Raw genomic sequence first — 15,344 nt, 5'->3', positions numbered from 1 at the left:
TGAGGTCGCGGGTCCAGCTGAGGTCGCGGGTCCCGCTGAGACCGCGTCACCCGATCGGACCAGCTGCCGGATCTCGTCGGCGTCTCACTCGATGTGGTGACGGAGGGCGAAACGGCCGGGACGCCGCGGGGGCGCGCGGGAACACTCGGCAAATGGTCCGCCCTGTCCGTTCCCTCCGGTGAGCGCCGGCGCCCTGGTCCGGCGCGCCACGCGCGGCTCCACCGCCCTGTGCGGCGGCCGCGCCCGGCGACTCACCCCGTACCAGGTCTTCGGCCTGCTGTTCTGGCTGGTGATGACCCTGGCGTACTGGCGGGTGCCACCGTGCTGCGAGGCCGGACAGCACGCGGCGGCGGTGGAACGGCTGCTGCGGGCGGGCTACGCGGACACCACCGCGTCCCCGTACGTGCTCGCCCAGTACGCGACGGCGCGGCTGACCGGGCTCGGCGGGTGGCAGCTGCTGCGGGTGTGCGGCCCGCTGAACCTGCTGGTAGTGCTGACCGGCCTCGGCCGGCTGGTCCGCGTGCTCACCCCGCGCCCCTGGGCACCGGTGCTGGCGCTGCTCTTCATGTCGGTGCTGTGGGGCACCCGGCCGGCCCCGGACGCCGGCTCGGTGGCCCTGCTGCCGCTGACCGGCAGCCTCGGCTACCCGTCCGCGTTCGCCCTCGGCCTCACCCTCTGGGCCTGGGCCCTGACCGGCACCCGGGCCCGCGATCCGCGCCGGGTCCGCTACGTCGGCCCGAGCGGCCTGCGCAGCCTCTCCGGATACGCGGCGCTCGGCGTGCTGTACGGGCTGGTCGCCCTGGTCGACCCCGTGCTCGGCGTGGCGGCGGCGGCCGGGGCGGTGGCGTTCGTGGCGGGGTGGCAGCGGGGGTGGCGGGGCGCGGTGTGGGGACGGTGGGGGCTGATGGGCGCGGTGGCGGTGGGCGTGATCGTCTGCGGAGCGCCCGCGCGCGTGCTCCCCGGCACCGACGCCGCCTACGGAACCCACGCCGACCTGGCCGCACAGTGCTGGCTGGCCCTGCTCGCACTCCCCGCCCTGTGGCTGCGCACACGGGTACCACCCGGGCAGGCTCCGCCGGCGGGCCGGGGCGCGGGGCCGGGCGCGCGGCGGTGGACGGGGGCACGCTCCGGCTGGAGGGATCCGCTGGTGCTGCTGTTCGCGGTGGAGGTCCTGGTGGCCGCTCCCGGCGTCCGCCACGGCTCCGGCGAGCTGCTGGGCACCGCCCTCCTCGCGCCGCAGTGCGCGCTCGCGGTGGAGCTGGCGGCGGAGCGGCCCTGGCCGGTCCGCCGCCGGGCGCTCGGCTGGGCCGCGGCCGCCGGGGGCTGCCTGGGGTTCCTGACCGCGCAGGCCGGCGCGGTCGTACCGCGCTCGCTGGACCCGGTCGGTTTCGTCCAGCCGCCGCGCTGGCCGTCGTACGACTGGGCGGCCCGGCACATCGGTCCCGGGGAGCCGGTGGTCACGGACGACTACTTCGCCGAACGCCTGCTCCCGGGATACGGCATCGAGCCGGCCGACACGGACGACCACCGCTCCCCGGTGCGCTGGCTGCTGCTGACGCGGCAGGAGCGGCTGCCCGGGGACGCGGTGGTCGTGGACTGGAGCCGGCGGACCGGGGAGGTGCTCGCGCGGCTCACCCGGACGGGGGACCTGCCGGTGGCCGCCCGGCCCGCCGCCCCGCCGACTACTCGACGATGAGCTCGACCGGGATGTTGCCGCGGGTGGCCTTGGAGTAGGGGCAGAACGCGTGGGCCTGGTGGACCAGCTTCTCGCCGGTCTCGTTGGCGAGCTCCGCGGGAAGCTCGACACGCAGGGTGACCTTGAGCGCGAAGCCGCCGTCGGACTCGTCCTTGCCGATGCCGACCTCGGCGGTCACGGAGATCTCGCCGGTGTCGACCTTGGCCTGGCGGCCGACGGCGCCGAGCGCGCTGGCGAAACAGGCGGCGTAACCGGCGGCGAAGAGCTGCTCGGGGTTGGTGCCCTGGCCGTTGCCGCCGAGTGCCGGCGGGAACGCCAGCGTGAGGTCCAGCTGCCCGTCCGAGCTGACCGCCCGTCCCTCCCGGCCGGTGGCGGTGGCGGCTGCGGTGTAGAGCGCGTCCATGGAAGACCATCCCTCTCGAGTTTCCGTGTCGGGCGGCTCCGTTCCGGCCGCCCTCACGACGACAAGTAGAGCACACAACTCAGTTGTGCACAACTAAATGACTCGCGAGAGGTACTCTGGACGCATGACCGCGACGACCCCGACCCCCGCTCCCGAAGCAGAGTGGCTCCGCCTGGACCGCCAGATCTGCTTCTCCCTGCATGCCGCGTCCCGCGCCTTCAACGGCGTCTACCGGGTGATCCTCAAGGACCTCGGACTCACCTATCCCCAGTACCTGGTGATGCTGGTGCTGTGGGAGCGGGGCGACCTGCCGGTCAAGAAGCTCGGCGAACACCTGCGCCTGGACTCCGGCACACTGTCCCCGCTGCTCAAACGCCTGGAGGCGGCGGGTCTGGTCCACCGGGAGCGCAGCACCCGCGACGAACGTTCGGTGGAGGTACGGCTGACGGAGCGGGGCACCGGGCTGCGGGAGCAGGCCCTCGAGGTGCCGCGCAGGATCATGTCCGCGACCGGCTTCGACGTGGACGGGATCCGGGACCTCAAGGCCCGCCTGGACACGCTGACGGGGGCGCTGGACGCGGCGGCTTCGGAGGAAGCGGCGGCTTCGGGGGGAGCGGCGGCTTCGGAGGAAGCCACGGCTTCGGAGGTGGGAGCGCGCTGAGGCGCCCCCGCTCCGATCCCGGTCTCAGCCCGTCCCGTTCCGAATCGGCCGCACGTACAACCGCAGCGCGACCCGGTCGATCACCATCTCCTCGCGCAGCACGAACTGCTGGTTCAGCACGGTGAGTTTGGCGCGCTCCGTGGCCAGCCGCGGCCGGTACCCGCTCACCAGCGCGTACTTCTCCATGACCGCCCACACCTCGTCCACGCCGGCCAGCCGCCGCCGCAGCGTCGCCGCCCCGACCTCGCCCCCGTACAACGTCCCCGACTCCGGGGCCGGTTCGGCCAGTGCGAGGTCCCGCGTGCCCCTGAAGTCGGCGGGGTAGGCCAGCTCCGTCCCCCGGGCGTGGGCCGGCAGGTACAGCACGGGATCGCCCGGTCGCAGCACGCGTGCCGCCGCCTCCGCGACCGCGCCGAGGTCGTCGGGCCGGGTGCCCGGCATCCGGTCCTGCCGCAACAGCGGCACCTGGTGGGTGAAGGCGAGGACGAGGGCCAGGACCCCGGCCAGGGTGAGCGCGGGCGGCCTGGGCGCGCTCGCCGGCGCGTGCGACCAGAGCCGGCCGAGTCCCGCGGCCGCCCGGTCCGCGCCGAGCGCCACCAGCAGGGGCGCCCCGGCGAGCGCGTACAGCACGTACCGGTCGACGTACAGGGGCGTGAACTGGGACGCCAGCATCAGCGCCACCGGCGGCAGCACCGCGAGCGGCAGCGCGACCGCCGCCAGGGTCACCTCCCCGCGCCGGCCCACCAGCCGGGTCAGGCCCAGCAGACCGAGCGCCAGGCACACCCAGTAGACGCCGTCGGTCGGTCCGAGGTACTCGCGCAGCAGGTACTGCGCGGTCTCCAGGTCCGGCTCCCACAACCACGCCAGCTGGGCCGACTGCGCGTGCGAGACGACGGCCATCGGGGCCAGCAGCAGCGCCACGCCCCCGGCCGCGCATCCCCACCGCCGCCACACGCGCCCCGACGACCGGGCCAGCGCCAGCGTCCCGGCGTGCGCGAGCAGCAGCAGCACCGCGAACTCGTGCAGCCAGCAGGTGACCGTGAGGACGGCGGCGTACCACCACCAGGTCCGCCGCCCGGTCACGGCCGTCCGTCCCCCGGCCGCCGTCCCGGCCTCCCCCTCGGCCGCCGCCCGCACGAACAGCAGGGTCGCGCCGGTGGCACCCGCGGCGACCAGGGCGTAGGAGCGGCCCTCCTGCGCGTAGTGCCCGGCCAACGGGGTGACGGCGTACATCAGTCCGGCCCACAGACCGACGCGCGGCCGGGCCAGCCGGGTGCCGAGGGCCGCCACCAGACCCGCGGTGACGGCCGCCGCGCACACCGAGGGCAGCCGGAGGTCGACCTCCCCCGGCCGGCCGGGGGCGACGGCGAGGACGACGTGCATCAGCAGGTAGTACAGGCCGTGCACCGCGTCCACCCCGTGCAGCAGCCGCCAGATCTGCGGCACCGTGCGCCGGGCGACCTGGAAGGTGACGGCCTCGTCGCGCCACATCCCGCCGCGGTGCAGGCCCCAGAGGCCGACCGCGAGCATCACCGCGGCCGGGACGGCCACGGCGACGGCGCGGCGCGCACGGCCCGGCGGACCGTGCGGAGGTCCCCCCGACGGCTTCGGCGGACTCGACGGAGCAGGCCCGCCGGTCGCCGTCGTTCGCGGTGTCCGCGGATGCGCTTTTGCGAGAGGCCCGATACTCACCACGGCCCGATCTTTTGCGATTAGCCAACCTTTGCCGGGTATTGACGGCGTATCGGCATGGATACACCATCCGCGCGGCTTACGCTCACGGTTGATGAACCACCGCTCGTACTTTCCGCTCCCCCGCGTCCCGTTCGCCCCGTCTGTTCGACTCGCGCGCCTGCTGCGCACCGCGCGCACCGCGCGACCCCCGCGCTCGCGGAGCCTCGTGCGCCCCCTGTGCCTCGCCGGTGCCTGGTTCGCCACGCGCGCGGTGATGCTGTGGCTCCTCGCTCACAACAACGAGCGACTCCTGGGACACGGAGCGGTCGCGCGCGAAGTGTGGCGGCTCTACTTCCACTGGTACGGCGTCCTGACGCAGGGCGCGTTCCCGGCGCACGACACGCTGTGGCAGTACCCGCCGGGCGCCGGCGCCGTGCTGCTCGCGCCCGGGCTGGTGCCCGGGCTGAGCTACTTCCAGGCGTTCGTGGCACTCACCCTGGCGACCGACGCGCTGATCACGGCGGCACTCGTGCGCGCGGGCACCCGCCCCGGGCGCAGCCTGCTGGGCGCGGGCGTGTGGACCGGCGCGCTCCCCCTCCTGCTGCACCTCCCCCTCGCCCGCTACGACGTGGCGGTCACCGCCTTCGCGGTGCTCTCCCTGCTGGCGGTGGGGCGCGCCACGCGCGCGTGCGGCGCGCTGGCGGCGCTGGGCGCCCTGGTGAAGATCTGGCCGGCGCTGGTGCTGCTGGGCGTCGAGCGCGGCCGTACCACGCGCAGGACGTGGGCCTGGGCGACCGTGACCGGGGCCGTGGCCCTCACCGCGTTCCTGCTCTCCTTCCGCAACCCGCTCGCCTTCCTCCGCCAGCAGGGCGGCCGGGGTGTGCAGGTCGAGTCCCTCGGCGGCACCGCGCTCAGCCTCGCCCGGCACGCCGGCTGGCCGGGCACGACCCGCTACCGGTACGGCGCGATGGAACTGGTCGGCCCGCACGTGCACGCGGTCGCGACCGCCTCCCTCGCGCTCACCGCCGCGGCCTTCGCGCTGCTGCTGCTGTGGCGGGTGCGGGCCAGGCACTGGACCGAGGCCACCCCGTACGACGCGGCGCTCTGCGCGGTGCTCCTGTTCACCGTCACCAGCCGCGTCATCAGCCCCCAGTACCTGATCTGGCTGCTCGGCCTGGCGGCCGTCTGCCTGACCTCCCGGCACACCACCCAGCGCCCGGTCGCCGTGCTGATCGTGACGGCGACCGCGCTCAGCGCCGTCGCCTATCCCACGTTCTACGCCGAGGTCGTCCACGGCACCTGGACCGGCTGCCTGCTGATGCTCGCCCGCAACGGCCTGCTGGCCACCGCCGCCGTCCTCTCCCTCCTGCGCCTGTGGCGCAGCACGCGCCGCCCGGCGACCGCCACTCGCGTGTCCCCGAACCCCGGGAGCCCCCTCCGACGTCCGCTCGCGTCCGCCTCACCTGCTTCACTGAACGGTGACCGCGGCTGAGGAACACCGCGGGCCGACAGACGGAGGGGACGGGCAGCAGATGACCTGGCTCATCACCGGCGGCGCCGGTTACATCGGGGCGCATGTCGTACGCGCGATGACCGAGGCGGGCGAGCGGACGGTCGTGTACGACGACCTGTCCGCCGGCATCGCCGAGCGCGTGCCGCGGGAGGTCCCGCTGGTGGTGGGCTCCACGCTGGACGGCGAGAGGCTGGCGCGCGTCCTGGCCGAGCACGAGGTCACCGGGGTCGTGCACCTGGCGGCGAAGAAGCAGGTGGGCGAGTCGGTGGAGCGCCCCCTGCTCTACTACCGGGAGAACGTGGAAGGCCTGCGCGTCCTGCTGCAGGCGGTGACGGAGGCCGGGGTCACCTCCTTCGTCTTCTCGTCCTCCGCTGCGGTCTACGGCATGCCGGACGTCGAGCTGGTGACGGAGGAGACGCCGTGCGCGCCGATGTCGCCGTACGGCGAGACGAAGCTGGCGGGTGAGTGGCTGGTCCGCGCGGCGGGCCGGGCCGGCGGTCTCTCCACGGCCTCGCTCCGCTACTTCAACGTGGCCGGCGCGGCCCGCCCCGAACTCGCCGACACGGGCGTCTTCAACCTCGTCCCGATGGTCTTCGAGAAGCTCACCGAGGGCCTGCCGCCGCGCGTCTTCGGCGACGACTACCCGACGCCCGACGGCACCTGCGTCCGCGACTACATCCATGTGGTGGACCTGGCCGAGGCCCATGTGGCGACGGCCCGTGCCCTGGCGGCCGGGCCGGGCCGCGAACTGACCCTCAACATCGGGAGCGGGCAGGGCGTCTCGGTCCGCGAGATGATCGACCGCATCAACACGGTCACCGGCTACGACCGCCCCCCGACCGTCGCCCCGCGCCGCGCCGGCGACCCGGCCCGCGTGGTCGCCTCCGCCGAGCGCATCGCCAGGGAGCTGGACTGGAAGGCCAGGCACGACGTGCAGGACATGATCACTTCGGCCTGGCAGGGCTGGCTCCGCCTCCACCCGGAAGCGGCCCGCACCTGACCCGGCCGTTCACGGGGCACCGGCCGACCGGGGACGAGTGACCGACCGGGGCTGGGCGGCCGACCGGGGCAGGGCGGTCGGCCGAAGCGGGGCGGCCGACCGGGGCGGGGCGGGCGGCCGGAGCGGGGCGGCCGACCGGGGCGGGGCGGGCGGCCGGTCCACCGGCCGTCGGGCCCGCCTGAGCTACTCCGACAGGGCCCAGCCGCCCCACCTCGATCCGGAACAGCAGCAGGACGACGGCGACGAGCAGGCGGGCCACGCGGAGGCGCCAGGAACCGCGCGGCGGTTCACAGCGCTTTGAGCGCCTCCGTGGTCCCCCTGGCCAGCGCCGCCAGATACCCCTTCGGCAGCTTCGGGGTGCGGATCACCACCGAGCGCCAGTACAGCGGGCCGGAGATCAGATCCATGGCGAGGTCGTCGTCGATGCCCGGGCCCAGTTCACCGCGCCCCTGGGCGGCCGCGATGATCTTGCTGGCGACGCCCTCCTGGCCTTCGCGCAGCGTCTTCTGCATGGCCTCGGCGATCTCCGGGTTCCGGGCCGCCTCGGCCTGGAGGTCCGGAATGATCTGCGAGGCGACCGGATGGCGCAGCGCACGGGAGGTGACCTCGTACAGGAGTCGCAGGTCGCCCTCCAGGGAGCCGGTGTCGGGCACCGGCAGGCCCAGTACCGCGAGGGCCGAGACGACGTCGAGGACGAGGTGCAGCTTGGAACGCCAGCGGCGGTAGACGGCGGTCTTGCCGACGCCCGCGCGGCGCGCGATGCCCTCGATGGACATCCGGGCATACCCGACCGCCGCGAGCTCCTCGAAGACGGCGGCCCGGATGGCCTCGGTCACGTCCTCGCGGAGGACGGCCGCCCCGGCGGGGGCTCGTCGGCGCGGACGCGTCTGGGACTCCTCGGCGTTCGTCGTCATGCCCCCAGCATAGGGGCGTAACGACGAAACGGTTGCGTCCCGACGAAGCCCACCACCCGATCGCCGCAACCGCCCCACGCTGAACGCCTTCCAGCTCACCGACGTACCGAACACGGACCCGACTCCGCGCCCCGCAACGAACCGGTCGCGCCCCGAACTCGAAAGTGTCACGGCACACACCAGTCCGTGACGACGAAACGGTTGCGTTCCGACGCCAACTCGGCCTACGCTCCCGTTGCGACGATACGGTCCCGTTCCGACGTAAGAAAACGCAAAGAGAAGTACAGGCGAACGCCGGATGACGGACCGGTGCCCAGCCGGACGCCGCACCCCCACCCCCTGAGTGAAAGCAGCGGATGTGACCCAGGTTCTCCACACACCGCCCCCGACCCCGGTCACGGCCGAGGACGACCTCGCGGCGCTCGCCGCCCGGTACGGACTCTCGGTCAGCGGCGCCCGGCCCACCCTGCCGCAGTACGTCGGTCAGCTGTGGGCACGACGGCACTTCATCACCGCGTTCGCCACCGCCAAGCTCACCGCCCAGTACGCCCAGGCGAAGCTCGGCCAGGTCTGGCAGATCATGACCCCGCTGCTGAACGCCGCGGTGTACTACTTCATCTTCGGCGTACTGCTGGGCACCAAGAGGAACGTGCCGGACTACATCCCGTTCCTCGTCACGGGCGTCTTCATCTGGACGTTCACGTCCAGCTCGATCATGACCGGCACCCGGGCGATCGCCGGCAACCTCGGCCTGGTGCGCGCCCTGCACTTCCCGCGGGCCGCGCTCCCCATCTCCTTCTGCCTCCAGCAGCTCCAGCAGCTGCTGTTCTCGATGTGCGCGCTGGTCGTCATCCTGCTCTGCTTCGGCGTGCCGGTCGCCGCCTCCTGGCTGCTGGCCGTCCCGGCGCTGATCCTGCAGTTCACCTTCAACACCGGCATGTCGCTGATCATGGCCCGCATGGGCGCCAAGACCCCGGACATCTCGCAGCTGATGCCGTTCGTGCTGCGCACCTGGATGTACATCTCCGGCGTCATGTGGAGCATCGACAGGCTGACCAGCCAGCACGAGGGCCTGCCCAGCTGGGTCGCCCCCGTACTCAAGTCCAACCCGTCCGCCGTCTACATCGACCTGATGCGCTACTCGCTGATCGACAGCTTCCACTCCAACCAGCTGCCGGCACACGTGTGGATCATCGCCACCGGCTGGGCCCTCGTCGTCGGCGTCGGCGGCTTCATCTACTTCTGGAAGGCTGAGGAGACGTACGGCCGTGGCTGAGAACATCAACGACACCCCGATCCCCACCGTCGTCGCCGACCACGTCGACATCGTCTACCGGGTCAACGGCACCGGTGCCGGCCGCGGCTCCGCGACCGCCGCGCTCAACCGCATGCTGCGTCGCAAGCAGGCCGAGAAGGCGTCAGGCGTCCGCAAGGTGCATGCCGTCAAGGACGTCTCCTTCGTCGCCTACAAGGGCGAGGCGATCGGCCTCATCGGCAGCAACGGCTCCGGCAAGTCCACCCTGCTCAAGGCCGTCGCCGGTCTGCTCCCGGTGGAGAACGGCGCCATCTACACCGACGGCCAGCCCTCCCTCCTCGGCGTCAACGCGGCCCTGATGGGCGACCTGACCGGCGAGAAGAACGTCTACCTCGGCGGGCTCGCCATGGGCATGTCCCGCGAGGAGATCAAGGAGCGCTACCAGGAGATCGTCGACTTCTCCGGCATCAACGAGAAGGGCGACTTCATCACCCTCCCGATGCGCACCTACTCCTCCGGCATGGGCGCCCGCCTGCGGTTCTCCATCGCCGCCGCCAAGGACCACGACGTGCTGCTCATCGACGAGGCCCTCGCCACCGGTGACGCGTCCTTCCGCAAGCGTTCCGAGGAGCGCATCCGGGAGCTGCGCCAGCACGCCGGAACGGTGTTCCTGGTCAGCCACAACAACAAGTCCATCCGCGACACCTGCGAGCGGGCGCTGTGGCTGGAGCGCGGCGTGCTGCGCATGGACGGGCCGACCGAGGAGGTCCTCGCCGAGTACGAGGCCTTCACCGGCGACAAGGCGAAGCCGAAGCCCAAGCCCAAGGCCGCGCCGCCGAAGCAGGCCGACGCGCCGAAGGCCGACCAGCCCTCCTGAACAGCCGTACGACCGTGAGCCGCGCCGTCACCACACGGCGCGGCTCGCGTCTGTCCCGCTCCTGCCCGTCCCGCTGTGGTCCCTCCCGCTGACGTCCCTCCGGAACAAGCGAAAGGCGCCCCGAGCCGTCACCGGCTCGGGGCGCCTTCATGTCGTACTACTTGCCGTACTACTACGCGTGCGTGCGCAGCAGCGTCCGCATCGTCCGCATGGCCACCGACAGGTTGGCCAGGTCGAAGGAGTCCGAACCGCGGATCTCCTCCAGCGTGGCCCGGGCCCGCCCGAGGATGGCGGCGTTCTTCTCCTCCCAGGCCTGGTAGCGCTGCTCCGGCGTGGCCGTGCCGTCGCCGGCCGCGAGCACGTCGGCGGTGAGCATCGCGTGGGCAGCGAACAGGTCCTCGCGGATGGAGGCGCGGGCCATCGACTGCCAGCGGTCGTCCCGCGGGAGCTCGATGATCCGGTCCATCAGCTGGGACACCCCGAGACGGTCGGCGAGGTCGTAGTAGACCTCGGCGACGTCCAGCGGCTCCTTGCCCATGCGGTCGGCCACCGAGACGATGTCCAGCGCCGGGAAGGCCGACGAGAAGCCCGCCACCCGGGTCGCCAGCTCGTCCGGGACACCGGCCGCGGACAGCTCGTCGTACACGTGCTGGTACCACTCCAGGTCCGCGCCGCGCAGCAGCTTGGGCAGCTGCTGCCAGACCTGCTCCACCCGCTCGGAGAAGAAGTCGACGTTCTCCAGCAGCTGGAGCGGCTGCGGCCGGTTGTTGAGCAGCCAGCGGGTGCCGCGCTCCACCAGACGGCGGGAGTGCAGCCGGATCCGGGTCTGGACGGCCGCGTCGACCTTGTTGTCCAGCTCCTCGACCGCGTCCCAGACCGGGGCGGAACGGAAGATCGCACGCGCCGCGGTCTGCGCCCGGACGATCTCCTCCAGGGAGGCCCCGGTCTCCTCGCGCAGCCGGTGCAGGTAGGTCGTGCCACCGGTGTTGACCGTGTCGTTGACCAGGACCGTGGTCGTGATCTCACGGCGCAGCGGGTGGGTGGCGAGCGCGGCGGCGAACCGGTCGCGCAGGGCCGTCGGGAAGTAGGCGTGCAGCAGACCGCTCAGGTACGGGTCGTCCGGCAGCGTGGTCGCCAGCAGTTCGTCGGCGACCGTGATCTTCGTGTACGCCAGCAGGACGGCCGTCTCCGGGCTGGTCAGGCCCTGTCCGGAGCCGAGCCGCTCGCGGATCTGCCGGTCGGTGGGCAGGAACTCCAGCGCCCGGTCCAGGTGGCCCGCCCTGACCAGGTGGCGGATGAACCGCTGCTGGGCGTGGAGCATGTCCTTGGACTGGGCCAGCGCGTTGGCGATCGCCACGTTCTGCGCGTAGTTGTTGCGCAGCACCAGGGAACCGACCTCGTCGGTCATCTCGGCGAGCAGCTTGTTGCGCTGCTTGACCGTCATGTCGCCGTCCGCGACCACGCCGTTGAGCAGGATCTTGATGTTCACCTCGTGGTCGGAGGTGTCCACGCCGGCGCTGTTGTCGATGGCATCGGTGTTGATCTTGCCGCCCTGGCGGGCGAACTCGATCCGGCCGAGCTGGGTCAGACCCAGGTTGCCGCCCTCGCCGACCACCTTGGCGCGCAGGTCGGCGCCGTCGACGCGGATGGCGTCGTTGGCCTTGTCGCCGACGTCCGCGTTCGACTCGGTCGAGGCCTTGACGTAGGTGCCGATGCCGCCGTTCCAGAGCAGGTCGACCGGCGCCTCCAGGATCGCCTTCATCAGCTCGGCCGGGGTCAGCTTGGTGACCTTCTCCTCGATGCCGAGGGCCTCGCGGATGTGGCCGTTGACCTGGATCGCCTTGGCGCTGCGCGGGAAGATCCCGCCGCCCGTGGAGAGCAGTTCGGTGTTGTAGTCGGCCCAGCTGGAGCGGGGCAGCTCGAACAGGCGGCGGCGCTCGGCGTAGGAGGTGGCCGCGTCCGGGACCGGGTCGATGAAGATGTGCCGGTGGTCGAAGGCGGCGACCAGGCGGATGTGCTCGCTGAGCAGCATGCCGTTGCCGAACACGTCACCCGACATGTCACCGATGCCGACGACGGTGAAGTCCTCGGTCTGCGTGTCGACGCCCAGCTCACGGAAGTGCCGCTTCACGGACTCCCAGGCGCCGCGCGCGGTGATGCCCATGCCCTTGTGGTCGTAGCCCGCGCTGCCGCCGGAGGCGAACGCGTCGCCGAGCCAGAAGTTGTAGCTGCCCGCGACCTCGTTGGCGATGTCGGAGAACGTCGCCGTGCCCTTGTCGGCCGCGACCACCAGGTAGGTGTCGTCCTCGTCGTGCCGGACCACGTCCTGCGGGGGCACGACGTCGCCGGCAACCATGTTGTCGGTGATGTCGAGCAGCGCCGAGATGAACGTCTTGTAGCTGGCGATGCCCTCGGCCAGCCACGCGTCCCGGTCCACGCCCGGGTCGGGCAGCTGCTTGGCGACGAAGCCGCCCTTGGCGCCGACCGGCACGATGACGGTGTTCTTGACCATCTGCGCCTTGACCAGGCCGAGGATCTCGGTCCGGAAGTCCTCACGCCGGTCGGACCAGCGCAGACCGCCGCGCGCGACCTTGCCGAAGCGCAGGTGCACGCCCTCGACCCGGGGCGAGTAGACCCAGATCTCGAACGCGGGACGCGGCGCCGGCAGGTCCGGGATGGCCTGCGGGTCGAACTTCATGGAGACGTAGGCGTGCGGGGTGCCCTCCGCCGACTCCTGGAAGAAGTTGGTGCGCAGCGTCGCGTTGATGACGGTCAGGAAGGAACGCAGGATGCGGTCCTCGTCCAGGCTCGCCACCTGGTCGAGCGCCGCGTCCAGCTCCTCGTGGAGGGCGTCGGTGAGCTCCAGGCCGGCCTTCTGCCGGTCCGGGGACATCCGCGCCTCGAACAGGGAGACGAGCAGCCGGGTGGTGTGGACGTTGTGGCGGAGCGTGGTCTCCATGTAGTCCTGGCTGAACGTGGAACCGGCCTGCCGCAGGTACTTTGCGTACGCCCGCAGCACCATCGCCTGCCGCCAGCTCAGCCCGGCGCTCAGCACCAGCGCGTTGAAGCCGTCGTTCTCCGCCAGACCGGTCCAGGTCGCCGCGAAGGCCTCCTGGAACCGCTCACGTCCGTCGTCGCCCAGGTAGTCGCCGTTGCCGCCGCCCGCGGTCTTCGGCAGCCGGAGCCCGAAGTCGTAGATCCACGCGGTCGTCCGGTCCGAGCAGCGCAGTTCGTACGGCCGCTCGTCGATCACCTCGACGCCCAGCCGGTTCAGGACCGGCAGCACCGCCGACAGGGAGATCGCCGCACCCTTGCGGTAGATCTTGAAGCGGCGCTCGTCGGGAGCGGCGCCCACCGGCTCGTAGAGGCTGAGCGCGAAGTCGTTGCCCGCCTCCTCGGTGAGGCGCTCCAGGTGGACCAGGTCGGCGACCGCCGCGCGCGGGGTGTGGTCGGCCTTGTAGCCCTCGGGGAAGGAGTTGGTGTAGCGGCGCTGCAGTTCGGCCGCGCGCTCCTCGCCGCACTCGGCGTTCAGCGCCTCGGCGAAGCTGTCGGCCCAGGACCGGGCCGCCTCGACCAGACGGGCCTCGATGCGCTCCTTGTCGGCGTCGGACAGCTCGGACAGCTCGGTGCCCTGCGGCACCCGGACCACGAAGTGCAGCCGGGAGAGGATCGACTCGGTGTTCCAGGCGGTGAAGTCGACACTGGTGCCGCCGAGCTCCTCCTTCAGGATGTCGATGATCCGCAGCCGGACGCCGGTGGTGTAGCGGTCGCGGGGGAGGTAGACGATGGCCGAGTAGTAGCGGCCGTACTCGTCCTGGCGCAGGTAGAGGCGGAGCCGTCGGCGCTCCTGCAGGTACAGGACGCTCGTGACGATCGACTCGAGCTCGGGGACCGGGGTCTGGAACAGCTCGTCGCGCGGGAAGGTCTCCATGATCTGGAGCAGGTCGCGGCCGTCGTGACTGTTGGGCGAGAAGCCGGCCCGCTCCAGGACCGCGTCGACCTTGCGGCGGATGACCGGCACCCGGCGCACCGACTCGGTGTACGCGGCGGACGAGAACAGGCCGAGGAAGCGGCGCTCGCCGACCACGTTGCCGTCCGCGTCGAACTTCTTGACGCCGACGTAGTCCAGGTACGACGGGCGGTGCACGGTCGCCCGGCTGTTCGCCTTGGTCAGGACGAGGAGCTTGTGCTCGCGGGCCTTGGCGCGCGCGTCCGCCGGGAGCCGCTCGAAGGAGGGGCTCACCGGGTGGCCCTCCTCGCCGGCGTGCGGCGGGTCGGAACGCAGGATGCCGAGTCCGGTACCGGGCACCGCGCCCAGCGAGTCGTCCTTGCGCAGCTGGTACTCGCGGAAGCCGAGGAAGGTGAAGTGGTCGTCGGCGAGCCAGCGCAGCAGCTCGCGGGCCTCCTCCACCTCGGGACGGGGCAGGTCGCCGGGGACCGGCTCGGCGCCGAGGTCCTCGGCGATGCGGACCGCCGCGTCCCGCATCTTCTCCCAGTCCTCGACGGCCTCGCGGACGTCGGACAGCACCCGCAGCAGATCGGCGGTGATCTGCTTGAGGTCGGCCCGGTCGGTCTCGCGGTCGATCTCGACGTGGATCCAGGACTCGGTGTGCCCGTCGTGCGGCAGTTCCTCGCCGGCGACCGGGTTCGGCAGCATCTCGATGAGGTTGCCGGTGAGGTCGCGGCGGACCGTGAACTGCGGGTGGATCACGACATGGATGCCGCGTCCCTGCCGGGTCAGCTCGTTGGTGACCGAGTCGACGAGGAAGGGCATGTCGTCGGTGACGACCTCCACCACGGTGTGGCTGCAGGTCCAGCCGTTCTCCTCGACGCTCGGGGTGTGGACCCGGACGTTCGCGGTGCCCTGCGGACGGGTCTCGGCGAGACGGAAGTGCGAGACGGCCGCGCCGAAGACGTCGACCGGGTCACGGTCGGCGAGGTCCTCCGGCGCGGTGTGCAGGTAGTAGCGCTGAAGGAACGTGAGCACGGACTCCTGGTCCGCCGTCCCCGCCGTCCCAGTCGGTAGGTGCCCCCCTGCCGGGCTGTTCTCAGCTACCCGGGCGGCCCGTTCGAGCAGCTCGGCCTTGGCTTCGTCCAGCTTGGTCTGCATTGTCCTCTGGCTCCTGTCGCGCGCCATTGCGTGACGTAGAAGGAAGTACGGGCTCTTCCCCCTGCGGCTCGACGCCACGGCCGGGGTCTCCGGTCTGCTCCGACGCTATGCCGCAGGGTGAGACGAGCGGGGGGTATTCGGCCATTCTCGACATGGCCCGAGGGTGTGACGTGCCTCTCGGCACCGCCGCCACCAGGGCCGCTTCGGGTGCCCTCCGCCCGCGAGGACCAGCGAGCGTCGC

At 72.2% G+C, this 15,344-nt stretch carries 11 protein-coding genes; 7 read left to right on the top strand and 4 right to left on the bottom strand.

Annotated features, from left to right (window positions below):
- Positions 1-178: 178 nt before the first annotated feature.
- The gene (locus ACFY3I_RS17805) at positions 179-1,696 is read left to right on the top strand and encodes a hypothetical protein (RefSeq protein ID WP_390861394.1); all 1,518 of its coding nucleotides are present in this window, start codon (positions 179-181) and stop codon (positions 1,694-1,696) included.
- Here ACFY3I_RS17805 and ACFY3I_RS17800 read toward each other — a convergent pair.
- A complete protein-coding gene (locus tag ACFY3I_RS17800; protein WP_390861393.1) occupies positions 1,683-2,099 on the bottom strand; it encodes an organic hydroperoxide resistance protein in 417 nt (138 codons plus the stop codon). The genes ACFY3I_RS17805 and ACFY3I_RS17800 overlap by 14 nt on opposite strands.
- Positions 2,100-2,223: 124 nt before the next feature.
- On the opposite strand from ACFY3I_RS17800, the gene ACFY3I_RS17795 reads away from it, so the two are divergent.
- Positions 2,224-2,760: a MarR family winged helix-turn-helix transcriptional regulator gene (locus ACFY3I_RS17795; protein WP_390861392.1), complete on the top strand. Its 537-nt coding sequence runs from the start codon at positions 2,224-2,226 to the stop codon at positions 2,758-2,760.
- A 24-nt stretch (positions 2,761-2,784) separates the two neighbouring features.
- Here the strand turns inward: ACFY3I_RS17795 and ACFY3I_RS17790 are convergent, their stop codons facing one another.
- On the bottom strand, positions 2,785-4,311 hold the full coding sequence (locus ACFY3I_RS17790; RefSeq protein ID WP_390861391.1) for a hypothetical protein: 1,527 nt from the start codon (positions 4,309-4,311) through the stop codon (positions 2,785-2,787).
- A gap of 397 nt (positions 4,312-4,708) precedes the next feature.
- On the opposite strand from ACFY3I_RS17790, the gene ACFY3I_RS17785 reads away from it, so the two are divergent.
- From ACFY3I_RS17785 to ACFY3I_RS17775, 3 genes are read left to right on the top strand one after another with little or no spacing between them, the layout of a single operon-like run.
- On the top strand, positions 4,709-5,926 hold the full coding sequence (locus ACFY3I_RS17785) for a glycosyltransferase 87 family protein (protein WP_390861769.1): 1,218 nt from the start codon (positions 4,709-4,711) through the stop codon (positions 5,924-5,926).
- A 40-nt stretch (positions 5,927-5,966) separates the two neighbouring features.
- Entirely contained in the window at positions 5,967-6,947 is a 981-nt protein-coding gene (galE, locus tag ACFY3I_RS17780) for a UDP-glucose 4-epimerase GalE (RefSeq protein WP_390861390.1), read from the top strand.
- 37 nt (positions 6,948-6,984) lie between these two features.
- Positions 6,985-7,248 carry a hypothetical protein gene (locus ACFY3I_RS17775; RefSeq protein WP_390861389.1) on the top strand — a complete coding sequence of 88 codons (264 nt, stop codon included), beginning with the start codon at positions 6,985-6,987 and terminating at the stop codon, positions 7,246-7,248.
- Here the strand turns inward: ACFY3I_RS17775 and ACFY3I_RS17770 are convergent.
- Positions 7,235-7,861, bottom strand: a complete 627-nt coding sequence (locus tag ACFY3I_RS17770; protein ID WP_365293449.1) for a TetR/AcrR family transcriptional regulator — start codon at positions 7,859-7,861, stop codon at positions 7,235-7,237. The genes ACFY3I_RS17775 and ACFY3I_RS17770 overlap by 14 nt on opposite strands.
- 358 nt (positions 7,862-8,219) lie before the next feature.
- Between ACFY3I_RS17770 and ACFY3I_RS17765 the strand changes: the two genes are divergently transcribed.
- Together ACFY3I_RS17765 and ACFY3I_RS17760 are read left to right on the top strand one after the other, a co-directional pair.
- Positions 8,220-9,137: an ABC transporter permease gene (locus ACFY3I_RS17765; protein ID WP_365293447.1), complete on the top strand. Its 918-nt coding sequence runs from the start codon at positions 8,220-8,222 to the stop codon at positions 9,135-9,137.
- Positions 9,130-9,993, top strand: a complete 864-nt coding sequence (locus tag ACFY3I_RS17760) for an ABC transporter ATP-binding protein (RefSeq protein WP_390861388.1) — start codon at positions 9,130-9,132, stop codon at positions 9,991-9,993. Before ACFY3I_RS17765 ends, ACFY3I_RS17760 begins: the two co-directional genes overlap by 8 nt.
- A 172-nt stretch (positions 9,994-10,165) precedes the next feature.
- On the opposite strand, the gene ACFY3I_RS17755 is transcribed toward ACFY3I_RS17760, so the two are convergent.
- A complete protein-coding gene (locus ACFY3I_RS17755; protein WP_390861387.1) occupies positions 10,166-15,103 on the bottom strand; it encodes an NAD-glutamate dehydrogenase in 4,938 nt (1,645 codons plus the stop codon).
- Between the last annotated feature and the right edge of the window lie 241 nt (positions 15,104-15,344).

The organism is Streptomyces sp. NPDC001068, from assembly GCF_042897315.1.
In the GTDB taxonomy this organism is placed as follows: domain Bacteria; phylum Actinomycetota; class Actinomycetes; order Streptomycetales; family Streptomycetaceae; genus Streptomyces.
Note: the sequence above shows the minus strand (reverse complement) of the source record. Positions and strands in the feature narration are given on the sequence as shown.

Excerpts from the sequence above, each read along its gene's own strand:
- ACFY3I_RS17755 (WP_390861387.1), bottom strand. The coding sequence starts at position 15,103 with ATGCAGACCAAGCTGGACGAAGCCAAGGCCGAGCTGCTCGAACGGGCC.
- galE (WP_390861390.1), top strand. The coding sequence starts at position 5,967 with ATGACCTGGCTCATCACCGGCGGCGCCGGTTACATCGGGGCGCATGTC.
- ACFY3I_RS17800 (WP_390861393.1), bottom strand. The coding sequence starts at position 2,099 with ATGGACGCGCTCTACACCGCAGCCGCCACCGCCACCGGCCGGGAGGGA.
- ACFY3I_RS17770 (WP_365293449.1), bottom strand. The coding sequence starts at position 7,861 with ATGACGACGAACGCCGAGGAGTCCCAGACGCGTCCGCGCCGACGAGCC.
- ACFY3I_RS17795 (WP_390861392.1), top strand. The coding sequence starts at position 2,224 with ATGACCGCGACGACCCCGACCCCCGCTCCCGAAGCAGAGTGGCTCCGC.
- ACFY3I_RS17785 (WP_390861769.1), top strand. The coding sequence starts at position 4,709 with ATGCTGTGGCTCCTCGCTCACAACAACGAGCGACTCCTGGGACACGGA.